Origin of the sequence: Micromonospora sp. LOL_024 (genome assembly GCF_048060415.1) — a bacterium.
Classification (GTDB): domain Bacteria; phylum Actinomycetota; class Actinomycetes; order Mycobacteriales; family Micromonosporaceae; genus Micromonospora.
The window spans coordinates 15,997-41,920 of sequence record NZ_JBHMIS010000032.1; the positions used below are offsets into that span (position 1 = coordinate 15,997).

Genomic DNA, 25,924 nt, shown 5'->3' on the forward strand with positions numbered 1-25,924 from the left:
ACGTACTCCCAAGCGACCGATGGCGCGGTCACCGTATGGACCCGTACGTTGTGCGCCATGAAGCCGAACCCGAGGTGCGATGACCAGGTCGCTACGGACGCGTCGGACGAGAAAGAACCGGCCCTCCCCGTTCCCGAGGACGGGCTCGACACCGGCATGTTCGTCTACGACGCTCTCAAGCCGGGTGAAATCGCACACGACCAAATCAGGGCTGAGGTGCTCTGCCCGACCGACGCCTGGGTCGAAGGCTATGTGCTCCGGAACCGCGACGGGCGTCCTCTACTTGTGCGGCAGCGCGGCGGGCGCGTCCACGGCAGCCTGCTGATCTTCAAGAGCCCTCGCGCGGCATACGAGAAGGTCGGTGACTACGAGCCGGCCAACCACTACACCTGGGCGCGTGACGGCATCGAGGTGCAGACAGCCACAGGGGTTGTCGCCGCGAACGCACTCCTGGCGGTCAATGAGCAGAACGGCTCGGAGCTTGAGGAAAGCGATCGCTGGTCTAGCGGTATGGACCCCGTCTTCGTCCACGGTGTTCCCGCCGCAGCGCGCATCGCGCGCCCATACCTCGCGGAGCGGGAGGGGCCTTGGGAGGCGCTGTTCCACATTCAGGCTGCGCATCTGCTCATCTGGTCTGCGGTCGAGCGCTTCGCCGCTCTGATGTTCGGACGGCAGCACACGACTACCAGCCGCCCCCTTCGGCTCGGCAAGGTCGATGACTGGCAGGAGCTGGTCCAGCAGGCACAAATCGAGACCGAAGGCCGGCGGGTGTACGACAGCCGCAGGCCGAGGAATCCGATCAATCTCGGATCCGGTCAGAGGGCCTGGGACTACTGGTATCAAGTTCGCTGTAACCTCGCCCACCGGGGCAAGGGAGGGGGTCGCGACATGAAGATCGTGAGGGATGCGTTCGTCGATGTCCACGACATGCTCCGCCTGTTGCTTGTGCGCTATGCCCCGGGTATCGAGGAGCAGTGGAAGCTTGCCGATCCCGACGGTGCCGACAGACGACCGCAGTGGCGCATCTGGCCAACGCTCAGGGGTAACCAATGAGCTGGATCACTCGTCGTCCGCCCGTGCTGCCACGCTCGCTCGACGACACCCCTCCCGGCTGGACCCGATCGCGCCGGGGCCCAACGATCAATCTTTGTCCCCTCGTCGCAGGTCTCCAGGAACTGGCGATGCGGGCCGGTCAGCTTCGGACTCGATCGGCTGGCGTGCTGCGTTGGCGCAGCGGATCGCGGTCTTATCGTCGAGGCCGATGCTCTCGACCGGACGGTGGCACCGAGAGAACTTGCCGAAGTGGCGCCCATGACGGAATCAGCCATACCTGGTGGACGCTGAGCGATTCGTCCGATACCCGGCACTGGTGGTCGCATCGGGCCCGCACCCGGCAGGCCCACCGCCCCCGTCTGCTTGCTGACACTGGCGGCAAAGACCCTGTCCAGTCGACTGGTCCATCTGCCTGGTCAACTCCTTGTCCGCGCGGTGCCGCCGGCGCCCTGGCTCGGCGGTCGCCGTGAGCGGGAGCGTCCGCGCCCCGCCGCGCCGGCTGGGGCGGGCCGGACCGGCTGGATAGTGGTGGGCAGCGCGTTGACTTCGACGCGGATCGTGTCCAGGGCGTTGACTACGTGGGTCTGCACGATCCACCAGGCTGCCGAATGGTTGGTGATGGGGAAATCCAGACCCAGCGCCGGCATTGCCACGGCCGCCTGGGTCGCGGCGCCGATGTGCTGGCCGCCATTGCGGATGTGCGTTACCTGGAACAGGGTGTCGATGGCTGCCCGTACCGCCGGCTGCGAATCGGCGGACAGCTTGCGGGTCAGGAAACGGCGCATCTTGTCGAACGGTCCAGCGTCCATGTCGGGTGCGGCATCCAGGCCCTTGAACATCTCCCCCAAGGCGCTGAGCCGGTTGTCGAACTCTTCCGGAGTGGTGACCGGCAGAGCCAGCCGAGCGGCACGCTCGGCGCTGGGCACATGCACCAGCTTACGACCAAACTTGAGTTGCCAGACCACGTCCAGGTAGTCGAACGCGGCCACAACGCCAAGCGGGGACACCGGTTGCGGCGCGGCGGTGGGCTCCGGCGGCATGATCCAGGCGCGCATCCGGGTGAGATAGTCGTTGACGTCGCGGACACCGCGGAAACGACGCAGGTGGCTGCTCGGCTGGCAGATCCAAGCGGCGTCGCCGCGCTGCTGCCACCCGTGCCAGGTGGCTGGCTCGCCCTGCAACAACTCCGGCAGCAACCTGACGAGACGTACGCCGTCGAAGCCGAGATCTGTCACCATCTCTGGCCAGGAAATCTCCACCGTTACCACGCGGCCCGGCTCGAACGGCGCGGCCGCGCGCCGGTCGGCCAACTCGTTGACCGCCTGCAGGAACGTCTCGACTACGGAGGCGAACTGATCGAGGTGGGCCATGCCTGCAACAGTCAGCTTCACCGGCGTGCCCTCGCCGCCAGTTCTGTCGCGGTGGATCAGTGAGTAGGCCAGGTGCAGGTGTGAGAAGCTCGGCAGGCTGGCGAACACTACTTCACTGTCCAGCCCGAGGTCGTCGAGCTTGGCCTGCACGTACTGATACACGGGCCAGGCGCCCGTCGCGATCACCGCGTCACCGACGATGGCCAGCAGTTCCTTCTGCGGGCCTCCGAGCGGAAGCAGCAGAGGATCGGTGCCGGCCGAGATCTGGTCAGTCATGATCCCGCCTCACAGTGGTGTCGGGTGGGAGCGATCCGCGGCAACCAGCCCGTCTCGCTGCTGCCACCTGAGGTGTGGGCAGCAGGACAGGATAGCGGTCCGTTCTCCCTTCGTGCACACCGCCTCTGGGAGACGACGGGGTGGCGATAGGTGTCCACGAGGCGGCGGCAGTGACGGGTGGCCGGCCAATCCCGGAATTCGCCGGGATTCCGAAGCCTTCAGCGGCGCGGCGTACCTTTCGGACCAAGGCGAGCGTGTCAGCCGTCGCTCGGCACCGTGATCCGGATGGCGACGGGAATCCCCGCGGCGTTAACGTCCAGGTCGACCGGGAAGAACCCGTCGCCGACGGACGTCATCGCCATCATGATCTGGACGCCGCCGACTTCGATGGTGGCGGCCTCATTCTCGGACGCCCGTACGCCTGCCATGACCCGCCAGTGGTGTGAGTGCGGGCGGAAGTCAAAGGCGAACAGGCCCGGCGGAGCAGCGTTCTTGCGATCGCTGAGCGCGACCGCCCGCGCATAGGCATCCCGCACCGGCAAGTTGAGCCAGCCGTAGCCGTCCTCCCCCGGCGTGCCGGTGCGCTGAGCACCGAACTCGGCGGCGATCTGCTCTTCGTCCCTACCCCAGAACACCACGTCGGCAAGACCATCGAGAGGATGGTTGTGGACCCACGAGCCGAGTGCGTCCGCGTCGGCAAAGACGAAGCGGGCGTAGTCCACCCCGATGCTGCCGAGCCGGCGGGCAGCAACGGCATTGCCCTCGCGCAGCCCGATGCGGATCTGCGACCAGCCCCACTCCCCAGGCACTGCGGTCACCGGCAACGGCCGATCTGTTGGCACACCGCCGACGGGGATGACCGGCACACCCGTGATCAGAAAGTCAGGATCCCCCTCGGTGATTGAACGTCGGACTCGATCCCGATGCGGAATCCGCTGAGGGAACGGGCGCAGCGAAGCGTCATAGGCGTGTTCGCGGCAATGCTGGTCGAACAGCCTCGAGAACTCGTCGGTGCCGTGCTGCGGGATGTCGTACAGCGTCCGGCCGGACTGGCGATCGAACGACCTCGCCGCGGCCTCCGCGTCGGGGCCGACGATCTCAAAGTCGGACGCCGGCATGTCCTTGAGGCCGTCGACCTCGTCGGGCGACCGGTCTCCCGACCACAACTCCAGGTAACCACCGTCCACCAGGACGAGCTCTCCTGACGGGCACGTCACCTCGCCGAGCAACACGGTCTCTCCCATGATCGAGAAAGTCTAGGTGACCCCTCATGGGCCACGGGATCACCTACCAGGCGGGCCCAAGCTGCCGAACCTCACAGCCAGCGAATGTGCGTGTCCTGCCGGTTGCGGTGCCGTCAACGCCTTCAACGGTGGCCCTTGCTGGATGAACAATGCGCTACCAGACGCTCCGGATCGCGCAGCCAAGGGGAGGTAGCGCCACAAGCAACGCTCAGACCGGATGGTCGTGTCGAGACATGCCAGACCGTGCCTGTCCAGCCGGACGCCACCGGCGTCCGCTCCCCTCGACCTAAGGAGCAGGGTGATGATCGCCAGCACTCTCAACCGGGACGAGCTACTCCAACTACCCGCGATGATCGATCTCGCGACCGCCGCTCGCGCTCTCGGCGTGGGCCGCACCAAGGCTTACGACCTGGCGAAGAGCGGAGACTTCCCCTGCCCGGTGCTTCGGATCGGAAGCTCCTACCGGGTACGCACGGCGGACCTGCTCAAGCTCGTCGGCGTCGAACGGCAGCAGCCCGACCGCGAGGACCGTCCAGGCCGGACGGACACGTAACTACGTCTCTCGCTGGCGGCCGGCCCCTTCGGGCGCAGCGGCCGCCCACGCCGGCTGGTACCGCCCGGCGAGCACGTCATCGACGAGCAACGCAACAATCCCGGACGGCGTGAGGTCAGGCCGCATCACCGCCAGCCTCGCTATCTCCGAAGGTGTGAGCCGAATCTTGACCTGCTGATCCCGCTTCTCCCTCGCAGGCAACGGCGGCAGATTCTCGGCGACAGGACGCTGTCGCGGCATGCCTCAACTCCTCGGCGAGCACTGGACGGCTGGATGACGAGTCGAGGTTCCCACATCCCACATCGGTTATCACCAACCGCTATCGCTTGGGCGCCTTCGGGACCGCAAGTAGGTACCGTTTTTTGGTACCATTGCATCAAACTCGCCGCCGTTCCCGGGGCTGAAGCCAGGGCGCCAACCCATCCCTCCGCGAAAGGAACAGGACCAACGTGAGCACCTCGGACCCGATCAAGAAGATCACGCTTCGCAGCGGCAAGACCCGTTACCGGTTCGTCCTCGACGTCGGACGCAAGCCGGACGGGCGTCGGGACCAGCGGACGTACACCTTCGACACCAGGAAGGAAGCCAAGGCGGAGTACGCCCGGATCAAGCACGAGACCGACCGCGGCACATACGTCAAACCCGGCAAGATCACCGTCAACGACTTCCTCGACGAGTGGCTGACGTCCGCCACACGGGATGTCGAGAAGGCCACCGCCGCCAACTACCGCGATGCGCTGCTGCCGGTCCGCGTCCGCCTTGGCAGCAAGCCACTCCAGGACGTCACCGAGGCCGACGCCGAGGCTCTGATCGACTGGATGCTGACGGAGGGCCGGAAACGTGGCGGCAAGCCGGGAACGGGGCTCGGTGTTCGGTCAGTGCGCCTGACGCTCGGCCGGCTCCGGACCGCGCTGAACGTGGCGGTTCGCCGCCAGCTCGTGGTCCGCAACGTTGCAGCGTTCGTGGCCATCCCCAGAGCGGCCGCGAAGGCCGCAGCCGAGGCACAGGCCGAGCGTAAGCCCTGGACCCAGGAGGAGGTGAAGGCGTTCCTGACCGGCATCACGGGCGAACGTTTGTACGCCGCCTGCCTGCTGTCGCTGATGGGCCTCCGACCGGCCGAGGTGTGCGGGCTGCGGTGGTCCGATGTCGACTTCGAGGCCGGCACGATCGCAGCCGGGGACAACACCCGGACGCTCGTTGATGGTGAGATCGAAGAGAAGGAAGCCAAGTCGGCGGCTGGCAAACGCGGTCTGCCGATGCCCGCGACGGTAACGAAGGCGCTCAAGGCATTCCACACCCTCCAGAAGAAGGAGCGCTTGAAGGCCGGTAACGCCTACGTCGACAGCGGCTACGTCCTGGTCAACGAACTCGGCCAGCCGCAGCGCACCGACTGGCTCCGCCGCCGGGTCTACGAGCTGATGGCCAAGGTCGGAGTCCGCAAGGTCCGGCCGTACGACGCGCGGCACGCCTGCCTGACCTACCTCGCCGGCGCCGGAGTTCCCGATGTCGTCCTCGCGGCCTGGGCCGGCCACGCCGACGGCGGCACGCTCGCCAAACGGGTCTACGTCCACCCCGACAGCAGCCACCTCAAGGTGGCGGCCGAGCACCTCGAATCAGGCCTGTTCGGGTGACTCGAACGCCCGAGATTCAGCAGTACGCGCGTACGTGAGAAATTGTGAGACGAAACGGCAAAAGGCCCCGACTCACCGAAGTGAATCAAGGCCTCTGACCTGCCGAAACTCTGTCGGGACGGCCGGATTCGAACCGACGACCCCTTGACCCCCAGTCAAGTGCGCTACCAAACTGCGCCACGTCCCGATGCCCTTGCATGGTCTCCCCAGCAACAGCCGCTACAGCGTAGCGCAGGATCTTCCGTTCGCCGCACAGGCCCCCACCATCGGGTGATCGACTACACCACCGCTACAGCGTCCTAGGAGGGTGGGATCCAGCGGGGTCTCCCGCTGGATCCCGGAGATGGTCAGCCGTGTGCTTTGCCCCGGCCGCCGGGGCCGAGCTTTTTGCGCGGGCGTACCGAAATCTCGATCGGGCTGCCCTCGTAGCCGAACTCCTCACGGAGTTTGCGCTCGACGAAGCGCTGGTATCCGGCGTCCAGTGGCCCGGTGGTGAAGAGCACGAAGCGCGGCGGGGCCACGCCCGCCTGGGTCGCGAACAGGATTCGCGGCGCGCGACCGCCCCGCACCGGGTGCGGGGTGGCCTGCACCAGGGCGGTGAGCCACACGTTGAGCTGCGCGGTGGGGATCCGTGTCTCCCAGCTGGCCAACGCCCGGCGTAGGGCGGGAGCCAGCTTGTCCACCGCCCGCCCGGTCACCGCCGAGAGGTTCAGGCGGATCGCCCACGGGATCCGACGCAGTTCCCGGTCGATCTCCTTGTCCAGGTAGTACCGCCGGTCGGCGTCGACCAGGTCCCACTTGTTGAAGGCGATCACCAGCGCCCGGCCGGACTCGGTCACCATTGCCAGGATCCGCTGGTCCTGCTCGCTGATCGGCTCGCTGGAGTCGAGCAGCACCACCGCCACCTCGGCCGCTTCGATCGCGGAGGCGGTACGCAGGCTGGCGTAGTACTCCGTGCCGCTGGCCCGGCCGACCCGCCTGCGCAGACCGGCCGTGTCGACCAGGTGCCAGATCTCGCCACCGATCTCGACGAGGCTGTCCACCGGGTCGACGGTGGTGCCGGCAACCGCGTCGACCACCGCCCGATCCTCGCCGGAGAAACGGTTGAGCAAACTGGACTTGCCGACGTTCGGTCGGCCCACCAGGGCCACCCGGCGGGGCCCGCGCGGGCGGTTCTCCGCCACCTTCGGCGCCTCAGGCAGCGCCGCCAGGATGGCGTCGAGAAGGTCGCCGGAGCCCCGCCCGTGCAGCGCCGACACCGCGTGCGGCTCGCCGAGGCCGAGCGACCACAGCGAGGTGGCCTCCAGCTCGACGTTGGTGTTGTCGGCCTTGTTGGCCACCAGGATCACCGGCTTGGCGCTGCGTCGCAGCATCTTCACCGCCGCCTCGTCGACGTCGGTGGAGCCCACCGTCGCGTCGACCACGAACACCACGACGTCGGCGGTGGCCGCGGCTGTCTCGGCCTGGGCCGCGATAGCCGCCGCCCGGTCCTTTGCGTCCGGCTCCCAGCCGCCGGTGTCCACCACGGTGAACGCCCGGCCGGACCACTGCGCGTCGTAGGGAACTCGGTCCCGGGTCACGCCCGGCACGTCCTCCACGACCGCCTGGCGGCGGCCGATGATCCGATTGACCAAAGTCGACTTACCGACGTTGGGACGACCAACGACCGCCACCACGGGCTGCGGCCCGGCCGGCTCCTCGATGTCGAGGTCCGGCTCCCGCAGCTCCACCCAACCGTCGTCGTTCACGCCACTGACCGTTCGGCGAGCAGCCCGCGGAGTCGTGCCACGACCTCGTCGATACCCAGCTCGGTGGTGTCCAGCACCATTGCGTCGGGTGCCTGCGCGAGCGGGTCGGCATTGCGGGTCGAGTCCAACTGGTCACGCCGGGCAAGGTCGGCGGCGGTGGCCGCGACGTCGGTGGCGTCCTCGGCGCTGCGCCGCGCGGCACGGGCCGCCGCCGAGGCGGTGAGGTAGACCTTCAGGTCGGCGTCGGGAGCCACCACGGCGCCGATGTCCCGACCCTCGACCACGATCCTGCCCGCCTTGTCGATCATTTCTCGTTGCCGGGAGACGAGCAGCGCGCGGACCGCCGGCACGGCCGCCACGGCGGAGACTGCGGCGGTCACCTGGGGCCCACGGATCTTGGCCTCGACGTCCACCCCGTCGGCGGTCACGCCGTAACCCTGAGGATCGGTGCCGATCCTCAGGTCGACCTCGCCGGCGACCTTGGCCACCGCCTGCGCGTCGCTCAGGTCGACGCCGGAGCGCAGCACGGCCCAGGTGATCGCCCGGTACATCGCCCCGGTGTCGAGGTATCGTCCGCCGAGGCTCGTGGCGAGCCGCCGGGAGACGGTGGACTTCCCCGATCCGGACGGCCCGTCCACCGCGACCACGCATCGCCCAGCCGGTACGTTTTCCTCCACCGTTGTCCTCCTCAGCCCGTACCTCACGATCCGCCACAGGCGACGGACGCGAGCGGTTGACCGCACGTCTTCAATGATGCCCGGCGCCGCGGCAGGCACCCTGCCGGACGCCACCGGGCCGCCAGGCAGCCTACCCTTCAGCCGTACCCGCGACCGCGCCGTCAGTCACCCACGGCCTTGAACAGGGCGGCGACCTCCGCGTTGGTCAGCCGCCGGGTGCGCCCGGAGCGCAGGTCGCCCAGCCGGATCGGCCCGATGGAGGTACGCACCAGGCGGCTCACCGGGTGGCCGACCTCGGCGAGCAGCCGCCGTACGATGTGTTTGCGGCCTTCGTGCAGGGTCAGCTCGACCTGGGCGGTACGCCCCAGGCTGTCCACCACCCGGAATGCGTCCACCGTCACCTGGCCGTCCTCCAGTTCCACCCCGGCCGCCAGCCGCTTGCCGAGGTTTCGCGGGATTGGGCCGGAGACCTCGCACAGATAGGTTTTCGGCACCCCGAAGGAGGGGTGCGTCAACCGGTGCGCCAGGGTGCCGTCGTTGGTGAGCAACAGCAGGCCCTCGCTGTCCGCGTCGAGCCGCCCGACGTGGTAGACCCGCTGCTCGACCCGGTTGCCGATGAAGTCGACCAGCGCGGTGCGGCCCTTCTCGTCGGCCATCGTGGAGACGACACCGCGTGGCTTGTTCATCGCCAGGTACACCAGCCGGGTGTCGGCCGCCAGCCGCTCGCCGTCGACGTGGATGACCGCGGTGGTCGGGTCGACCTTGTCGCCGAGTTGCGCCACCCGACCGTCGACTGTCACCCGCCGGCGGAAGATCAGGTCTTCGCAGGCACGCCGGGAGCCGACACCGGCGGCGGCGAGCACCTTCTGCAGACGCTCGGGACCGGTGTAGACGGGCGCGTCCGGGGACGGGGTGCGGTTATCGCGTGGCATCGGCAAGCTCTTCTACGTCGTCGGGGAGGAACGGGGCCAGCGGCGGCAGGTCGTCGAGGCTGTTGAGGCCGAGCTTCTCCAGGAACATCGTGGTCGTCCGGTACAGGTACGCCCCGCTGTCGGTCTCGGTGCCGCACTCCTCGGCCAGGCCCCGGGAGACCAGGGTACGGATCACGCCGTCACAGTTGACACCGCGGATGGCGGAAATGCGCGACCGGGTGACCGGCTGCTTGTACGCCACCACGGCCAGGGTTTCCAGCGCGGCCTGGGTCAGCCTGGCCGACTGCCCGTCCAGAACGAACCGTTCGACGTAGGTGGCGTATTCCGGGCGGGTGTAGAGACGCCAGCCACCGGCTGCCCGGCGCAGCTCGAACCCGTGGCCGGCGGCGGTGTACCCGGCGGCGATCTCGTCCAGCATCGGACCGACCCGCTCGGCGGACTGCTCCAGCACCTGAGCCAGGTTCAGCTCGCTGACCGGCTCGTCGACCACCAGCAGGATCGCCTCCAGCGCGCCGCGCAGCTGCGCGTCGTCCAGCACCGGCGACGGTTCGGGAACCACCCGAACGCGGACACCCGGCCGCCTTCTCGCCCCGCTCTCCCCCGTGTCGCTCTGGTCGTCATCCGAGCTCGCCGGGCTCCTGCTGGGTGGGTGCCCCTGCAGGGGCACCTGCGTGTCACGATCTTCGGTGTCGTCGGGTTCGCGCCGGGTGACAAGGTCCTCCGGGGCGAGTTGGGGCGGGCTGGAGCGCTGCCAGGGCGGTACCCAGGCGGCAGCCTGGTCGGCCAGGGAGTCCCGACGGTCCTCGTCGCTCATCCGGCTCGCTCCTTCGTCGTTTCCGCTGGATCCTCGCCCACGGCGGCACCCGGGTCGCCGTCCGCCGCCAGCTCGGCGTCCACCGGCTCGGGCGGGTTGCCGGCGTACTCGTCGACGGTCAGGGCGGGGCTGTCGTCGACGGGACCTGTCCAGCGTACGGTCAGCTCCTCCAGGGCTTGCTCCTGCACGAAGGCGACGACGTCCTGGCGGTACAGCTCCAGCAACGCGAGGAACCGGGCGACCACCTCCAGGGTGGCCTCGCAGTCCGCACAGAGCAGCGAGAAGGTGGCGGTGCCGACCCGGCGCAACCGCTCGGCGATGATCCCGGCGTGTTCCCGGACGCTGACCCGGACCATGTGCACGTGGGCGATGGAGACCTCGGGCACCGGCTTCGGGGTCATCGCCCTGACGGCCAGCTTGAGCAGCCGCTGCGGGCCGATACCGAGCACCAGATCGGGCAACGCCTCGGCGTAGCGGGCTTCGAGGGTGACTGCCCGGGGGTAGCGGCGTCCACCGACCTCTTCCAGCGCGGCGATGTGTGCCGCCGCCTCCTTGTACGCCTTGTACTGCAACAGCCGGGCGAAGAGCAGGTCCCGCGCCTCCAGCAGGGCGAGGTCCTCCTCGTTCTCCACCTCGGCGGCGGGCAGCAGCCGGGCCGCCTTCAGGTCGAGCAGGGTGGCGGCGACCAGTAGGAACTCGCTCGCCTCGTCCAGGTCCCAGTCGTCTCCCATCGCCCGGATGTAGGCGATGAACTCGTCGGTCACCCGGTGCAGCGCCACCTCGGTCACGTCGAGCTTGTGCTTGCCGATCAGTTGCAGCAGCAGGTCGAACGGCCCGGTGAAGTTCGCCAGCCGCACGGTGAACCGGCCGGAGTCCGCAGTCACCACAGGCGCGGTTTCCGCCGCGGCGGTCGGCTCGATGGGCGGCGCACTCACGTCGACGACCGTAGTCCACGGCCTGGGCACCTGGAAATTGTCGGCCTACCGCTCCGCCTGCGCGGCGATCACCTCGCGGGCGAGTTGGCGGTAGTTGCGGGCCCCGGAGGATGCCGGGTCGAGGGTGGTGATCGGTGAGCCGGCGACCGTGGACTCGGGGAACTTGACGGTCTTGGTGATCACTGTCTGGTAGACCTTGTCGCCGAACGCCTCCACCACCCGCTGGAGCACCTGGCGGCAGTGGGTGGTGCGGCTGTCGTACATGGTCGCGAGAATGCCCTCCAACTCCAGGTCGAAATTCAACCGCTCGCGCACCTTGTCGATGGTGTCCAGCAGCAGGGCCACCCCGCGTAGACTGAAGAACTCGCACTCCAACGGGATCAGTACCCCGTGCGCCACGGTCAAGGCGTTGATCGCCAGCAGGCCGAGCGACGGCTGACAGTCGATCAGGATGTAGTCGTACTCCTTGCGGACGCTCTTGAGTATGCGGGCCAGGGCCATCTCCCGGGCGACCTCGTTGACCAACTGGATCTCGGCCGCGGAAAGATCGATGTTGGCCGGCAACAGGTGCAGGCTTGCCACGTCGGTCTTGATCAATACGTCTTCGGCAATGACGTCGTCCTGCATGAGCAGGTTGTAGACGGACAGATCAAGGTTGTGCGGGTTCACACCCAGCCCGACGGAGAGGGCACCCTGCGGGTCGAAATCGACAAGCAGCACCTTGCGGCCGTACTCGGCGAGGGCGGCGCCGAGATTGATGGTCGTGGTGGTCTTGCCGACCCCGCCCTTCTGGTTGGCCATCGCGATGATCCGGGCCGGGCCGTGCCGGTCGGTGGGCATCGGCTCGGGGATCGGCTTGCGCATCGTGTAGGCGGCCGGGTCGGCGGGGCCCAGGTCCGAACCAAGGGCGTTCTGCTGCTCGCGGAGCTCCGTCGTCCAGGTCTCGGCACGGTCACCGTTGCCAGCCATGTTTCGTTGCCCCCTCCCGACGACCGTCCGGCGTCGGAGCCGCCCGACGTCCTTCGCGGCGCCGCTGCGCACCCCGGTCCACTTGCCGCGAGGGCCGCGCCGATGCCGACTGTACGCCACCGTCGAGCAGGGCGTTCGGCACCCGCTCGGCGTGTCGGTCGACGGCACCGACGAGCCGCAGTTCAGCGCCGCGCCGGCAGCAGTTGGCGGCGGCCGTCCATCCCGGATCAGCCGCCGCGAGCGGCGGTCAGCCCCGGGCGCGGGGGTGGGCGGTGGCGTAGACCTCGCGTAGTCGTTCGACGGTCACGAGGGTGTAGACCTGGGTCGTGGTGACGGAGGCGTGGCCGAGCAGTTCCTGCACCACCCGGACGTCGGCACCGCCGTCGAGCAGGTGCGTGGCGTACGAGTGGCGCAGGGTGTGCGGCGACACGGCCCGCGGCCCGTCGGCGGCCAGACCGGCTCGTCCAGCAGCGCGTCGCAGGATGGCCCAGGCGCCCTGCCGGGTCAACGGACCGCCCCGGGCGTTGAGGAAGACCGCCGGAGTGCCCCGACCGGCGGCGGCCAGGCCGGGCCGGGCCCGCACCAGGTAGGCGCCCAGCGCCCGCAACGCATACCCGCCGATCGGCACCAGCCGGGTACGGCCGCCCTTGCCGTGCAGCACCGCCGCGCCGTCGTCGAGGTCCACGTCGTCCACCGCCGCGCCGACCGCTTCCGAGATGCGCGCCCCGGTGCCGTACAGGAACTCCAGCAGCGCCCGGTCGCGCAGCGCCAGCGGCGCGGCGGCGCCGGCCGCGTCCACCGGTCCGGCGGTCTCCAGCAACCGGACCACGTCGTCGAGGGGCAGCGCCCGGGGCAGCCGACGCGGTGGGGTGGGTGGCCGCACGTCGCGACTCGGGTCGGCGTCGACCAGCCCCTCGCGCAACGCGAACCGGTGCAGGCCACGCACCGCGCTGGCGGCGCGGGCGGCCGAGGAGGCCGCCAGCGGCGGCTGCCCGTCGGCCCCCGAGCGCAGCCGGGCCAGGTGCCGTTCGATCTCGCCGGCCGAGACCGCGGAGAGGTCGCTCACCGCGGCGGCGGCCAGCGAGTCGAGATAGCGGTCCAGGTCGCGGCGGTACGACGCGAGCGTGTTCGCCGACAGTCCACGTTCGACGGTGAGGTGGTCGAGGTAGCCGCGCACCGCGCGCCGCAGGGCCGGCGCGGGCACCTCGCCCGCGTCGGACCCGTCACCGGTCGACTGCTCGCCGGTCAGACCAACACCTCGGCCAGGGGCAACATGGGCAGGCCGTGCGCCTCGGCGACCGGGCCGTAGACGACCTGACCTCGGTGGGTGTTCAGACCCAGCCCCAGCGCCGGGTCTCGGCGCGACGCCTCACGCCACCCGTGGTTGGCCAACTCCAGAGCGTACGGGAGGGTCACGTTGGTCAGCGCGTAGGTGCTGGTGTTCGGCACCGCACCGGGCATGTTCGCCACACAGTAGAAAATCGACTCGTGCACCCGGTAGACGGCGTCGGCGTGCGTGGTGGGTCTCGAGTCCTCGAAGCAGCCCCCCTGGTCGATGGCGATGTCGACCAGTACGCTTCCGGACTTCATCCGCGAGACCAACTCGTTGGAGATCAGTTTCGGGGCCTTCGCACCGGGCACCAGCACCGCGCCGATGACCAGGTCCGCGTCCAGGACCGCCCGCTCGATCTCGTACGCGTTGGACGCCACGGTCTGCAGGTGCCCCCGGTAGATGGCGTCGGCCTGCCGCAGCCGGCCGACGTTCTTGTCCAGCAGCAGCACCTCGGACTGCAGGCCCAGGGCGATCGCGGCGGCGTTCATGCCGGAGACGCCGGCGCCGATGACCACGGTCTTGGCCGCGTACACGCCGGAGACGCCGCCCGGGAGCACCCCCCGGCCGCCGCCGGTACGCATCAGGTGGAAGGCGCCCACCTGCGGGGCGAGCCGCCCGGCCACTTCGGACATCGGGGCGAGCAGCGGCAGCGACCGGTCCGGCAGTTCGACGGTCTCGTAGGCGATGCCGGTGACCTCGCGGTCAAGCAGCGCCTGGGTGCACTCCCGGGACGCGGCCAGATGCAGGTATGTGAAGAGCACCTGCCCCGCACGCATCCGGTGGTACTCCTCGGCAACCGGTTCCTTGACCTTCAGCACCAGATCCGCGGCGTCCCACACCTCGTCGGCGGTATCCAGGATCTTGGCACCGGCCGCGGTGAACTCCTCGTCGGTGATGCTCGACCCGATCCCGGCGCCAGCCTCGACGAAGACCTGGTGACCGCTGCGGGTGAACTCGTTGACGCCCGCTGGTGTGATCGCCACACGGTACTCGTGGTTCTTGACCTCGCGTGGGATGCCGACCTTCACGATGCAGACACCTCTCTTCGGGACTGTCCGCCCCGATCGCGCGGTGCCGCGACGGCCCCTTTGCCGCCACGGTCAACCGGTCCCGTCGGCGGCAGTCTAGGCGTGCCGGCAGCCCACCGGAGCCTGCACTGTGACACCCGGTAGCGGTTGCCGTTGACGATGTGTCAGGTGTGGAGAGCAGGCCGGCGGTGGAAGCCACCACAGCCGTCAGGACGGTGTTCGACATCATCGTCCCACTTGGTGCCCACCGGTGCGGACAGCGGCTGAGTGGATCACTACTGTATCGCCTCATGACTACTCCTCCCATCCAGCCCGGGTACCCCCAGGGCGTTTCTGACAAGAGCAAGGTCGTCGCGGGCGTCCTGGGCATCCTGCTCGGTTTCTTCGGTGCCGGCCGGTTCTACATCGGTGACACCAAGACCGGCGTCCTGCAGCTCGTCGTGAGTGTCTGCACTTTCGGTCTCGGCAGCATCTGGGGGCTCATCGACGGCATCCTGATCCTGGTCAACGGCGGTGTGGACGCGCAGGGTCGCCCGCTGCGCGACTGAGCTTCGGAGCCACCCGAGGGCCGTGCGGTCTACCGCACGGCCCTCGCGTCGCACAACGGTCAGCGGGGTAGTGGCGTGTCCGCCCGGCGGAGCACCGACCAGCCGGCGTCACGGGCACGGACGGCGGCGAGCAGCCCGGCCACGCACGACGCGTTGGTGATCTCACCGGCCAGCACCATGCCGACCGCCTCGTCCAGGTCGATCCGGACAACCTGCAGGTCGGCTTCCTCGTCGTGCCGATCGTGCCGCTGCCCCGCCGGCACCTCAGCGAGGTCCCGGGCCAGGAAGACCCGGACCAGTTCGTCGGTGAACCCGGGCGAGCTGTGCAGGTCCACCAGCACGTCGAACCGGGCGGCGGTGAGGTCGGCCTCCTCGGCCAGCTCACGCGCCGCCGTCGTCGCCGGATCCTCGCCGGCCACGTCGGCAAGCCCGGCCGGCAACTCCCACAGCCGCCGGGCGACCGGCTGACGGTACTGCCGGATCAGCACCACCTGACCGGCGTCGTCCAACGCCACCACCGCCACCGCGCCGACATGCCGGACGAGGTCGCGGGCCGCCGTCCGGCCGCCGGGCATAGTCACCTCCTCGGTGACCACGTCGAAGATCCGGCCGTGGTAGCGCACCTCACGGGAACGCACCTCGTAGCGGTGCTCCACACCACTCACCACGTCGTCCCGGCCCGCGCCGCGTCGGCCAACACCGCACACCCCTCGCGCCCGCTCACGGGGCGGCGGTCGCCTTCGCGGCGACACCGTTGCGGGTGACCCGCGCAGCGCTGTCGTGCAGATTGACCGGCAGCTGGTCGGCCTCCGAGTACACCACCGCGGCCTGTACGAACGCGACGAACAGCGGGTGCGGTCGAGTCGGGCGGCTCTTGAGCTCCGGGTGTGCCTGGGTGGCCACATAGAACGGGTGCAGGTCGCGGTCCAGCTCGACGAACTCGACCAGCCGACCGTCCGGCGAGGTGCCCGAGATGTGCAGGCCCGCCTTGGTGAGCTGGTCGCGATAGGCGTTGTTCACCTCGTACCGGTGCCGGTGCCGCTCGCTGACCTGCGTGCTGCCGTACGCCTGCGCGACGAGCGAGCCCTCGGCGAGCGACGCAGGGTACGCGCCCAGCCGCATGGTGCCGCCCAGGTCGCCCTTGCCGGCGACGATGTCCTCCTGCTCGGCCATGGTGGCGATGACCGGGTGCACGGCCTCGGCGTCGAACTCCAGCGAGTTCGCCCCGTCCAGGCCGGCCAGGTGGCGGGCCACCTCGATGGTCATGCACTGCAGGCCGAGGCAGAGCCCGAGCAGCGGGATGCCGTTCTCCCGGGCGAACCGGGCGGTACCGATCTTGCCTTCGATTCCGCGGACGCCGAACCCGCCGGGGATGACGATGCCGTCGACGCCCGCCAGGGCCGCCGCCGCTCCGGCCGGAGTGGCGCAGTCGTCGCTGGGCACCCAGCGCAGCTGCACCCGGGCGCGGTGGCCGAAGCCGGCCGCCCGGATCGCCTCGCTGACCGACAGGTACGCGTCGGGCAGGTCGACGTACTTGCCGACGAGGGCGACGGTGATGGTGTGCCGGGGCTGGTGCACCCGCTCCAGCAGGTCGTCCCAGCCGTCCCAGTCCACGTCGCGGAAGGAGAGGTTGAGGCGGCGCACCACGTACGCGTCGAGACCCTCCCGGTGCAGCACCTTGGGGATGTCGTAGATGCTCGGCGCGTCCGGCGCGGCGATGACGGCCTCGGCGTCCACGTCGCAGTAGAGGGACAGCTTGTGCTTGAGCTTCTCCGGGATGTCCCGGTCCGAGCGGCACACGATGGCGTCGGGCTGGATACCGATGCTGCGCAGCTGGGCCACCGAGTGCTGGGTCGGCTTCGTCTTCAGCTCGCCGGAGGGGGCGAGGTAGGGCACCAGCGAGACGTGCAGGTAGAAGCAGTTGTCCCGGCCCAGGTCATGGCGGACCTGGCGGATCGCCTCCAGGAACGGCAGTGATTCGATGTCGCCGACCGTGCCGCCGACCTCGGTGATCACCAGGTCCGGGGTACGGCCGTCGTCGTCCGGGTCGGCCATCGCCAGAATCCGAGACTTGATCTCGTTGGTGATGTGCGGGATCACCTGAACGGTGTCCCCCAGGTACTCGCCGCGACGTTCCTTGGCGATCACGTCGGAGTAGATCTGGCCGGTGGTGACGTTCGCCTTGCCCGAGAGGGCCCGGTCCAGGAAGCGCTCATAGTGGCCGACATCGAGGTCCGTCTCGGCGCCGTCCTCCGTCACGAACACCTCACCGTGCTGGAACGGGTTCATCGTGCCCGGGTCGACGTTGAGGTACGGGTCGAGCTTCTGCATCACCACGCGAAGACCTCGCGCGGTCAACAGATTGCCGAGGCTGGAGGCGGTCAGCCCCTTACCCAGCGAGGAGGCGACGCCCCCGGTGACGAAAATGTGCCTGGTCGTCCGTGCTGAAGGGGCCAACGCCTGCTCCCGTGTCATCCGTCGCGGTCGTGCAGACCGCCGAGCCGATCAGCGAAGTGATCACGCGATCCACGGGATTCCACGCTAACACCTCCCCGCAGGCATGCCAGGGCCGCACCCGGGTGGACCGTTTCGCATCACCCGGTCGCGACCTCGGCCGATGACCGCACGGCCCGGCCCGGTCCCCGCCCGGCGGCCGGCGCGGCACCGGGATCCGGTCCCGCCTGCTCCTCCGGCCGCACGCCAGAGCCCTTTCCCGGCGGCGCCGCACCGCTCGGCGTACCGACCTGGTCGGACGTGGTGTCGGCGGCACCGGATGGTCTGGCGTCGGCCGGTGCGACGTCGGACGGACGGTCCGCCGCCGGCGGCCGGGTCCGGTCCGCAGAGTGGTCCAGCACCCGCAGCGCGGACAACGCCGCCATCGGCACCACCACCGCGGCGGCCGCACCGGCGACGTCCAACGCCGCGGCACCCAGTACACCGCCGATAACCGCTGCCACGGCGGTGCCCGCTATCGCCGCCCGGATGGCCGGGTAGATGCCGAAAAGCCGCATCAGCCCACCCCACGGCTGCAACAGCGCGAACCAGACCAGCAGGGCGCCGGCAAGTGCCAACACGGTCAACGGACTGTTGACCAACGTCTCGTAGCTGGAAGCGCTGGAGCGTTGCACGGTGAGTCCGCCGGAACCGTCACCGAGTGCCGCCAGGAACCTACCCAGGCTGCCCCGATCGGACGGCGAACGATTCAGGTCCACCACCGCGAAGCCGACCGTCACCGCCAGCCCGGCCATGGCCGCCCAGGCGAGCCGGGTCAAGGTCAGCCAGCCGCCCGCGCTGATCGCCGCTGCCACGCTCACCCCGGCGGTCAACGCGATCGCACCGATCGGGTCGGCACCCAGGTAGGGACTGCCGACCACCACCACGGCGACACCACCCACCAGCACCATCACGGTGGTCCGCCAGCCACGGGGTACCCGCTGGGCCAGCCAGCCCGCGCTCAGCAGGGCGGCGGCGGCGAACACCCCGAGCCCGACGGTGCCGAGCCCGGCATACCGGCCGCCCTCCAGCGCGGAGTAGCCGATCACGCCGTTGAGCTGCAACCGGGAGCCGGTGACGACGTCCAGGCCGACGGTCAGCGCGGCCAGTCCCGCCACCACGCCGAGCGGGCCGAGAGTGCTGCCGTAGCCGGGGGTCAGCCGCACCAGCAGCGTCGCTGCGGCCAGCAGCGCGGCGGTCAGCCCGACGAACGAGGCGGCCGGGTGGGCATAGCGCCACCACGGTGCGGCCTCGGCGAGCAGCGCGGCCGGCACCGCCAGCGCGGCGGCGACGAGCAGCAGCTCCACGGTGGCCACCACCCGCCTGGGCACCGGCTTCGGCCCGTACGGTCCGGCGTGCCGGCGGGCCCGGCGCAGCAGTGGCAGCACCGCCACGGCGAGCGCCACCTGAACGGCGGCCAACACGACGAAGTACCCGCCGGCCAGCTCCCGCTGGGCGGCGGCTTCCCGGTCCGCGTCGGCGGGCTCGGCGATGGCGGCGGACAGGTCGGCCGGCCGGCCGCCGACCGCCTCGGCGGGCCGGCCGATGAACGGGCGGTCCGGCATCGGACGCCCCAGTGCGGCCAACGCGGTCGGGGCGAGGTCGACCAGCTGCAGGTAGCCCCGGCGGCCCGTGCTGGGCGACGTCAACCAGCCGTCCTCCCAACCGGGACCGTCGGCGATGGCCACATGCAGCCGCGAGGGCCGTTCGGTGTCGGAGACCCCCGCGACGATCACCAGGGACCGTGGTGGCCGGCCGGCGAGCACCCGGGCCAGTCGTGCGTCGGCGGCCCGGGCCGCCGACGCACGCTCCACCGGATCCTCGCCTTCCACCGTGCCGGCGTCGACGATGCTGAGCACGCAGGAGCCGAGCAGCTCGGCCGGTTCAGCGGGCAGGTCCGGCTCGTACCGGTCGACCCGGCCGAACGGGCGGGCCGCGGCCACCGCCGCTCCCGGGCCCACCGCCACCGAACAGCGCACCGATTCCGACAACGCGCCCGGAACCGTGCCCCACGACAACCGGTTCTGGTTGTGCAGCACCACGTTCTCCTGGTCCGGCAGGTTCGCACCGATGCCGTCCGGCTGGTCCACGGTGATGTCGACCGGTGGACACCGCCCGTCGCCACGACTACCGGTCCAGGCGGCGAAGCTGCCCGCGCCTAGGGTCAGCCAACCATCCACCGGGCAGGTCGGCCACTGCGCGGAGCGCACCGACAACGACCCGATCGACCCGTCGCGGGCCAGCGCCCACAGCGTCGGAGTCCGCTGCGGATCCACGTCGTCCCAGCGCAGCCCGGCCACCCCGACCATCACCACGTAGTCGGCGCTCCGCTGCGCAGGCGGCGTCTGCGGGCGGGCGGCCAGCGCGGTGACAGCCAGCGCCACCACGACCAGGGTGAGCAGGATCGGAGCGATTCGACGCACCATCACCGGCGTCCCGTCGACGGCGCGTCGGCGTCCGGTGTGGTCGGGCCGGCCGGACCGGTGGTCAGCTCCGCGTAGAGCGCGTCGAGTTGAGCCGCCGTCTCCGCCTCAGTCGGCCAGGTCGCCGCCCGCGCCGCGCCCCGCCGACCCAACTCGACGCGGCCGGTGTCGTCGTCGAGAAGTCCGCGGACCGCCGCGTCGACCGCGTCGACATCGCCCGGCGGCACCAGCAACGCCCCGTCACCGACCAGCTCCGGCAGGCCACCCACGGCGGTGGCCACCAGCGGCACGCCGGCCCGCAGCGCCTCCTGCGCGAACAGTTGCCGAGCCTCCCAGTCGCTGGTGACCACAGCCAGATCCGCGCCGGTGAGCAGGTCGGCCACGTCGCTGCGGTGCCCCAACAGGGTGACCGGCGCCCGGACGGCACTGACCCGGGCGGCCAGCGGCAGATAGGAGGGACCGCTGCCGGCGATCACCACGACCGGCGGTGGGTGACGCTCCCGCCATCGGGCGGCCGCGTCCACCAGCACGTCGTACCGCTTCTGCGGGTGCAGCCGGCCCACCGACAGGATCAGTGGCTGGTCGGTGGCGACGGCGAACTCGGCCCGCACGGCGGCCCGACGTCGGCGCGGCGCGGGCAGCTGCGGGGCGGCGACCGGGGCGAGCCGGGCGTCTGCCGCACCCAACGCGGCAGCCCGCTCGACCAGGTCCGCGGAGGCACCGAGAGTCACCTGGGCGCCTCGGGCGACGACCCGCTCCGCCAGCCGGGACAGCCCACCGCGTAGCCCGCGGGCGAGCACCGCGTTGTGCCAGGTGACCACGAGCGGCACGGCGGGTCGGGCGAGCACCCCGACCAGCCCGGCGCGTAGCCCGTGCGCGTGCACGACACGGACCTGCTCGGTGGCGAGGACCCGGCGCAGCCCGGCGACCGCCCGGGCATCGGCGGGGGTGGGGTTGGCCGGGATCTCCACCGGCTGGAAACGGGCACCGGCGGCAACGAAATCGAACTGGTCCTGGGTCGCGGCCGGCCCGCAGACCAGCACCGCCGTCCCGCCGACGGTCAGCGCCCGGGCCAGCGCACGCAGGTGCTGCCCGACGCCGCCGGTGCTCGATGCGAGCAGCAACAGCACAGTGCCGTGTCGTGCGGGGGTGGCCGTCGATGCACTCCTCGCGCTCACCGGTTGAGCTCTCCCTTCCTACCCCGCGCCCGGATCCGGCGCAGGCGTCGACTCAGCCCGGCCAGCAGCGGTCGCAGGTCCTGCCGGTCGACCAACCACACCATGCCGAGGAACACGACACCGACCAGGACTCCGGACAGCATGCCCTGCGTCAGAGCCGTCCAGCGCGCCGGGGTGCCGTCGCCGGTCGGCAGCGACCACAGCAGCGCCAGCGCGGCGACGGCGGCGGTCGTGCCGGCCACCAGCCCGGAGCAGCCGGCCCGGCCGGCGCCGGCGAGCGCCTCCCGGCCGGCCGAGCGACCCACCGCGACCAGCAGCAACGCGCCGAGCAGCAGCATCCCGACCGAGTTGGCGCCCGCCACCGCGAGCACCCGGTCAGCCACCGGCAACAAGGTGGACAGCGGCAGCAGCACCAGCGGGACGGCCAGCCAGCCGGCGGTGATGGCGACGGTGGCCGCCCGGGTCGCGCCGCGGGCGTACAGTGCCCGCGACAGCACGGCGTACAGGCCGTAGCCGATCAGCCCGGGGGCATAGCCGACGACCGCGACGGCGGTGGCGGCGCTGTCGAGCGGGAAGAACCGCCCGATCGGCCCGGCCGCGCCGACCAGCACCGCCGCGCCGAGGCAACTGCACAGCAGCACCCCCCGGACGGTCCCGGACAGGACGTTCCGGAAGGTCCGCTCGTCGGCAGCCGTGGCCGCGGCGGCCAGGGTCGGGTAGGCGACGGTGGCGAGGGGCACCGCCAGCACCGCCCACGGCAGCAGGTAGAACGTCTGCGCCAGGTTGAACACCTGGAACGCCTCGGTCGGGCCGCTGGAGAGCCGGTACAGGATCACCGCCAGCGCCACCTGTTGGGCGGCGACCGTCACCACCCCGGCCACCGCCAGCCCGCGCACCCGGGCCCGGGCGTCGACCGGGAACGCGTACCCGGGGCGCAGCGTCAGCCGCAACCGGCGCAACGGGATCAGCAGCGACAGCGACAGCACCACCACACCGAGGGTGGTACCGACCGACAGGATCAGCTCCGCACCCCGGCCGGCCTGCGCCACGCTCGCTCCTGCGCCGGCGACGTCGGCGAAGACCAGGTAGGCGACGATGACCGTGAGGCTGGACAGCAGCGGTGCGATCACCGGCCAGGCGAACCGGCGGTGGGCCTGGAGCACTCCGGCGAGCACGATCCCGATGCCGTAGAGGGGCAGCTGCGGAGCGAACACCCGCAGCATTCGGGTGGCCGCCGCCAACTCCTCCGGTGACCGGCCGTCGCCGAGCAGGGAGACGACCGGACCGGCTGCCAGGGCCACCAGCACCGCCAGTGGCACGAGCAGCGTGACGGTCCAGGTGAGCAGGGCGCCCGCGGTCGCCGCCACCGTCCGCCGGTCGCCGTCCGCGACCGCTGCGGCGAGCAGCGGTACGACGAGACTCGCCAGCGCCCCACCCGCGACGATCTCGAAAATGATGTTCGGGATGGTGTTCGCGAGGAGATACATCGCGCCCAGGTCGCTGCCCTGCACCACCCAGGTGAAGACGGCGGTACGCCCGAACCCGGCCAGCCGGCTGACCACGGTGAGTACGGCGATGAGCACGGCCGCTCCGGCCACCCGGCCGGCGCCGGCGAGGGGTGCCGGTCTGGTCACGTCAGTCGGTGCGCCGGCCCAGGGCGTCGAGTTCACGCAGACCCGGGGTGTTCGCGATGACCGTCGTGAAGCTCACCTTCTCGCTGGCAGCGGTCAACCCGGCGAGCACCGCGAGCAGTCCGGCGCGACCGACCGGGCCGGTTCGGACGGCCAGCGCCACGCCGAGCAGGGCACCCAGCGCGTTCGCGCCGCTGTCGCCGAGCATCACGTCCTCGTCGAGATCCACGGGCAGCAGTCCGGCGGCGGCGCCGACGGCACCGGCGGCGATCCCGCCGTGTCCACCGACGGTCAGCGGCGTGCCGAGCAGCAGGCCCGACTTCAGCGCCCGCCCGGGCCGCAGGTCGAGCAGGTTGACCAGGTTCGCCGTGCCCGCCACGACGCCCGCGCCGAGAAGCACGTCGACGCCACGGCCGATCGCGCCCTGGCGCTGTCGACGGGGGTGCCCGGCGACCCGGGAGTCGGCGGAGAGCAGTATCCCGGCGGCCAGTCCAGCCGCGCCCACCCCGACGATCTTCACCAGGCCGGTGGTGATCCGTCCCTGTCGCAACGCGGCCAGGTGCCCGGCGAAGCCCTTGGCGGCCTTCTGCTCCGGCCGTGCGCCGACCACGTCGTCGTAGAGTCCCACGGCACCGGCACCTAGCCCGGCCACCAGAGTCGCCGCCCCGGCCGGGACACTCGTCGCGCCAGCCGCCGCCGCGCCGACCGCGCCGACCGCGAGCGCCGGTCCGGCGGCCAGGGTGACCGTGCGCCCGCGGAAATTGGTCCGCTCCAGCGCCGGCCCCGCCGGGGAGGTACGGATCTCGCGAAGCGCGTACCGGGCTGCGGCCGCCCCGATGCCCGCCACCAGCAGTCGACCGAGCACGCTCAGGTCCCCCCTTCCGCCGGCCGGCGGAGATCCTCAGAATCGGACGTCGGCGCACCGACGACTCACTGGGGCAGTCTAGGCACCAGCGAGCCCGCGTTGTCGCCGACGCCGTACTGCCCAGCCTTACGCTCGGTGAGCTGCTGCACCAGTGCCAGGGTGGTGACCAGTTGGCCCTGCACGGTGTTGGCATTGTCGATCGTCGAGATGGTCTGCGTGAGCACGGCGTCTCCCCGGACGAACGCCACCAGGTTGCCGTCGGCCGAGCCGGTGCCGGCCACCACGATCCCGCCGGTGCGGTCGAACTGCTCGGCGATCTTCACCACCGACTCGTCCTTCTTGGCGGAGTCCTTGTCCACGTACGGCTGTCCGCTGACCACCACGACCGCTTCGGCGGGCGCCGTGACCCGGTCCGAGGTGGTCAGGTAGTTGGCGTTGCCGTAGGCCGCCAGCACCGCCCGCCGGTCGGCCTCGGTGACCGGCTCCGCGCTGGCGGGCTGGTCCAGCAACACGGTCGCGAGCAGTGCGCTGGAGGTCTCGACGCCGTGGCCGTTGCCGGGCAGGCCGGCGGTCGGCGCGCCGGTGGGTCGGGCGGCGGTGACCGCGAGCTCAAGCAGGTTGTTGTTGTTCTCCGGGTTGATGAACTTGTCCTGCAGGTCGACCCGCCCGGTGACATCGGCGCCGGCCAACTGGAGCATCTTGAGCACACCTTCGGTGTGGTCGCGGCCGGTGGGCAGGCTGAGCACCAGCACCCGCTTGCCGGTCAACTTGCCGGGCAGCATGACCTGGGCCATCTCGGCCGCGAAGTCCTCTTCGAGCTCCAGCTCGCGCTGCATGTTCTGGACCGCCTGGCGCATCTGCTGGTTGTCCTTGCGCAGCGAGTTGACAGTCTCCCTCAGCGAGTCCGCGACCGGGCCGTTGAGGGCGGCTGTGCCGACGACCAGACCGATCGCCAGGGCGAGGAAGACCGCGGTCAGGGACACCACGTGGTACCGGAAGTTGATCACGCTTGAGGCCTCTTGATCGGTCGGGAGCTAGAGGAGCTGGCCGAGCTGGAACACAAAATTGTCCCACCACTCGGAGACCACACCCAGGTAGGCCTTGCCGACGGTGGAAACCGCCACCGCCGAGGCCATCGCGGCGAGCGCCGAAAGAACCAGCAGCAGCAGCGAGGAGCCCGAGAGGCTCTGCCGGTAGAGCCGGCTGACGCCCTTGGCGTCGACCAGCTTGCCGCCGACCTTGAGCCGGGTCAGGAACGTCGATGCCATGCCACCGCGCCCCTTGTCGAGGAACTCGACGAGGGTGGCATGGGTGCCCACCGCAACGATCAGCGAGGCACCCTTCTCGTCGGCCAGCAGCATGGCGAGGTCCTCGCTGGTGGCGGCGGCGGGGAAGGTCACCGCCGGCACCCCCAGGCCGTTGACCCGGGGCAGCCCGGGAGCCCGCCCGTCCGGGTACGCGTGCACAATCACCTCGGCGCCGCACCGCAGCACGTCATCGGTGACCGAGTCCATGTCACCGATGATCATGTCCGGGGTGTATCCGGCCTCGACCAGGGCATCCGCGCCACCGTCGACGCCGATCAACACCGGCTTGAACTCCCGGATGTACGGGCGCAGCACGTCCAGGTCGGCCTTGTAGTCGTAGCCCCGGACCACGATCAGGCAGTGCCGACCCTGCACCTCGGTGGCGATCTCGGGCACGCCGACACCGTCGAGCAGCAGGTCGCGCTCCTGCCTGAGATAGTCCATGGTGTTGGCGGCGAACGCCTCCAACTGCACCGACAGGCCCTCCCGGGCGTCGCTCATCGCCTTGGCCACGGTCTCGGCGTCCTGCAGGCTGCCGTGCGCCACCGGATCGTCACCCAGAAAGACCGTGTTGCCCTCGATCCGCACCGTGTCACCCTCGCGGACCCGCTCGAAGACCCCCTCGCCGAGGTCGTCGAGCAGCGGGATGCCCGCCGAGATCAGCACCTGCGGCCCGAGATTGGGGTAGCGGCCGGAGACCGACGGCTTGGCGTTGAGCACCGCGCCGACGCCGACCGCGACCAACGAGTCAGCGGCGACCCGGTCCAGATCGACGTGGTCGATCACCGCGACGTCGCCGGGACGGAGCCGGCCGACCAGCCGCTTCGTACGGCGATCGAGGCGCGCGGTGCCGAGGATCTGTCCGGGTTCCGCGTTCCGGGCCCGGCGCAACGTGGGTAGACGCATCGTGACCATC

Annotated in this window: 21 protein-coding genes, 1 tRNA gene and 1 pseudogene; 4 read left to right on the forward strand and 19 right to left on the reverse strand. The window is 70.6% G+C overall.

From position 1 onward, the window contains the following. Positions 1-57: 57 nt before the first annotated feature. Positions 58-1,053 carry a gamma-glutamylcyclotransferase gene (locus ACFHWY_RS23515; protein ID WP_416582418.1) on the forward strand — a complete coding sequence of 332 codons (996 nt, stop codon included), beginning with the start codon at positions 58-60 and terminating at the stop codon, positions 1,051-1,053. A 416-nt stretch (positions 1,054-1,469) separates the two neighbouring features. Here ACFHWY_RS23515 and ACFHWY_RS23520 read toward each other — a convergent pair whose 3' ends face one another. Together ACFHWY_RS23520 and ACFHWY_RS23525 are read right to left on the reverse strand one after the other, a co-directional pair. Beyond that, positions 1,470-2,609 carry a hypothetical protein gene (locus tag ACFHWY_RS23520; RefSeq protein ID WP_416582419.1) on the reverse strand — a complete coding sequence of 380 codons (1,140 nt, stop codon included), beginning with the start codon at positions 2,607-2,609 and terminating at the stop codon, positions 1,470-1,472. Positions 2,610-2,956: 347 nt separating this feature from the next. After that, complete coding sequence (locus ACFHWY_RS23525; RefSeq protein WP_416582420.1) at positions 2,957-3,943, reverse strand: hypothetical protein; 987 nt, start codon at positions 3,941-3,943, stop codon at positions 2,957-2,959. A gap of 301 nt (positions 3,944-4,244) precedes the next feature. Here ACFHWY_RS23525 and ACFHWY_RS23530 point away from each other — a divergent pair, with 301 nt between their 5' ends. After that, complete coding sequence (locus ACFHWY_RS23530; RefSeq protein WP_416582421.1) at positions 4,245-4,496, forward strand: helix-turn-helix transcriptional regulator; 252 nt, start codon at positions 4,245-4,247, stop codon at positions 4,494-4,496. 449 nt (positions 4,497-4,945) lie between these two features. Beyond that, on the forward strand, positions 4,946-6,127 hold the full coding sequence (locus ACFHWY_RS23535) for a tyrosine-type recombinase/integrase (RefSeq protein ID WP_416582422.1): 1,182 nt from the start codon (positions 4,946-4,948) through the stop codon (positions 6,125-6,127). 113 nt (positions 6,128-6,240) lie between these two features. Here ACFHWY_RS23535 and ACFHWY_RS23540 read toward each other — a convergent pair. The 9 genes and pseudogenes from ACFHWY_RS23540 to ald form a co-directional block, all read right to left on the reverse strand. Further along, positions 6,241-6,314: transfer RNA gene (locus ACFHWY_RS23540), tRNA-Pro, on the reverse strand. Between the two features lie 160 nt (positions 6,315-6,474). Next, positions 6,475-7,875 (reverse strand): ribosome biogenesis GTPase Der, encoded by a 1,401-nt coding sequence (gene der / locus ACFHWY_RS23545; protein ID WP_416582423.1) that lies wholly within the window; start codon positions 7,873-7,875, stop codon positions 6,475-6,477. Further along, on the reverse strand, positions 7,872-8,552 hold the full coding sequence (cmk, locus tag ACFHWY_RS23550; RefSeq protein WP_416582424.1) for a (d)CMP kinase: 681 nt from the start codon (positions 8,550-8,552) through the stop codon (positions 7,872-7,874). The genes der and cmk overlap by 4 nt, the downstream gene beginning before the upstream one ends. Positions 8,553-8,713: 161 nt before the next feature. Further along, positions 8,714-9,484 carry a pseudouridine synthase gene (locus tag ACFHWY_RS23555; RefSeq protein WP_416582425.1) on the reverse strand — a complete coding sequence of 257 codons (771 nt, stop codon included), beginning with the start codon at positions 9,482-9,484 and terminating at the stop codon, positions 8,714-8,716. Next, a complete protein-coding gene (scpB, locus tag ACFHWY_RS23560; protein WP_416582426.1) occupies positions 9,471-10,298 on the reverse strand; it encodes an SMC-Scp complex subunit ScpB in 828 nt (275 codons plus the stop codon). Before scpB ends, ACFHWY_RS23555 begins: the two co-directional genes overlap by 14 nt. Further along, positions 10,295-11,252 (reverse strand): annotated as a pseudogene (locus tag ACFHWY_RS23565) (segregation and condensation protein A). The gene scpB and the pseudogene ACFHWY_RS23565 overlap by 4 nt, the downstream one beginning before the upstream one ends. Positions 11,253-11,278: 26 nt before the next feature. Then, positions 11,279-12,202, reverse strand: a complete 924-nt coding sequence (locus ACFHWY_RS23570; protein ID WP_416582427.1) for a ParA family protein — start codon at positions 12,200-12,202, stop codon at positions 11,279-11,281. Between the two features lie 247 nt (positions 12,203-12,449). Further along, a complete protein-coding gene (locus ACFHWY_RS23575; protein ID WP_416582442.1) occupies positions 12,450-13,451 on the reverse strand; it encodes a tyrosine recombinase in 1,002 nt (333 codons plus the stop codon). Then, complete coding sequence (ald, locus tag ACFHWY_RS23580; protein WP_416582428.1) at positions 13,448-14,563, reverse strand: alanine dehydrogenase; 1,116 nt, start codon at positions 14,561-14,563, stop codon at positions 13,448-13,450. The genes ACFHWY_RS23575 and ald overlap by 4 nt, the downstream gene beginning before the upstream one ends. A 290-nt stretch (positions 14,564-14,853) precedes the next feature. On the opposite strand from ald, the gene ACFHWY_RS23585 reads away from it, so the two are divergent. Continuing rightward, positions 14,854-15,111, forward strand: coding sequence for a TM2 domain-containing protein (locus ACFHWY_RS23585; RefSeq protein WP_416582429.1), 258 nt, complete (start codon positions 14,854-14,856; stop codon positions 15,109-15,111). Positions 15,112-15,170: 59 nt separating this feature from the next. Here the strand turns inward: ACFHWY_RS23585 and ACFHWY_RS23590 are convergent, their stop codons facing one another. From ACFHWY_RS23590 to steA, 8 genes are all read right to left on the reverse strand, one after another. Beyond that, a complete protein-coding gene (locus ACFHWY_RS23590; RefSeq protein ID WP_416582430.1) occupies positions 15,171-15,776 on the reverse strand; it encodes an NUDIX domain-containing protein in 606 nt (201 codons plus the stop codon). Positions 15,777-15,831: 55 nt separating this feature from the next. Beyond that, a complete protein-coding gene (locus tag ACFHWY_RS23595; protein WP_416582443.1) occupies positions 15,832-17,568 on the reverse strand; it encodes a CTP synthase in 1,737 nt (578 codons plus the stop codon). A 137-nt stretch (positions 17,569-17,705) separates the two neighbouring features. Then, a complete protein-coding gene (locus ACFHWY_RS23600; protein ID WP_416582431.1) occupies positions 17,706-20,030 on the reverse strand; it encodes a hypothetical protein in 2,325 nt (774 codons plus the stop codon). Further along, positions 20,030-21,205, reverse strand: a complete 1,176-nt coding sequence (locus ACFHWY_RS23605) for a glycosyltransferase family 4 protein (protein WP_416582432.1) — start codon at positions 21,203-21,205, stop codon at positions 20,030-20,032. The genes ACFHWY_RS23600 and ACFHWY_RS23605 overlap by 1 nt, the downstream gene beginning before the upstream one ends. Further along, positions 21,202-22,839: a murein biosynthesis integral membrane protein MurJ gene (gene murJ, locus ACFHWY_RS23610; protein ID WP_416582444.1), complete on the reverse strand. Its 1,638-nt coding sequence runs from the start codon at positions 22,837-22,839 to the stop codon at positions 21,202-21,204. Before murJ ends, ACFHWY_RS23605 begins: the two co-directional genes overlap by 4 nt. Position 22,840: 1 nt before the next feature. Further along, entirely contained in the window at positions 22,841-23,707 is an 867-nt protein-coding gene (locus ACFHWY_RS23615; RefSeq protein ID WP_416582445.1) for a hypothetical protein, read from the reverse strand. A gap of 59 nt (positions 23,708-23,766) precedes the next feature. Then, positions 23,767-24,708 (reverse strand): copper transporter, encoded by a 942-nt coding sequence (locus tag ACFHWY_RS23620; RefSeq protein ID WP_416582433.1) that lies wholly within the window; start codon positions 24,706-24,708, stop codon positions 23,767-23,769. Between the two features lie 27 nt (positions 24,709-24,735). Further along, positions 24,736-25,914: a putative cytokinetic ring protein SteA gene (steA, locus tag ACFHWY_RS23625; RefSeq protein ID WP_416582434.1), complete on the reverse strand. Its 1,179-nt coding sequence runs from the start codon at positions 25,912-25,914 to the stop codon at positions 24,736-24,738. Positions 25,915-25,924: the final 10 nt, after the last annotated feature.

Bases quoted from the DNA above. Each gene is read 5' to 3' on its own strand.
- ACFHWY_RS23515 (WP_416582418.1), top strand. From the start codon at position 58: ATGAAGCCGAACCCGAGGTGCGATGACCAGGTCGCTACGGACGCGTCG.
- ACFHWY_RS23525 (WP_416582420.1), bottom strand. From the start codon at position 3,943: ATGGGAGAGACCGTGTTGCTCGGCGAGGTGACGTGCCCGTCAGGAGAG.
- ACFHWY_RS23530 (WP_416582421.1), top strand. From the start codon at position 4,245: ATGATCGCCAGCACTCTCAACCGGGACGAGCTACTCCAACTACCCGCG.
- ACFHWY_RS23555 (WP_416582425.1), bottom strand. From the start codon at position 9,484: ATGCCACGCGATAACCGCACCCCGTCCCCGGACGCGCCCGTCTACACC.
- scpB (WP_416582426.1), bottom strand. From the start codon at position 10,298: ATGAGCGACGAGGACCGTCGGGACTCCCTGGCCGACCAGGCTGCCGCC.
- ACFHWY_RS23570 (WP_416582427.1), bottom strand. From the start codon at position 12,202: ATGGCTGGCAACGGTGACCGTGCCGAGACCTGGACGACGGAGCTCCGC.
- ACFHWY_RS23585 (WP_416582429.1), top strand. From the start codon at position 14,854: ATGACTACTCCTCCCATCCAGCCCGGGTACCCCCAGGGCGTTTCTGAC.
- ACFHWY_RS23600 (WP_416582431.1), bottom strand. From the start codon at position 20,030: ATGGTGCGTCGAATCGCTCCGATCCTGCTCACCCTGGTCGTGGTGGCG.
- steA (WP_416582434.1), bottom strand. From the start codon at position 25,914: ATGCGTCTACCCACGTTGCGCCGGGCCCGGAACGCGGAACCCGGACAG.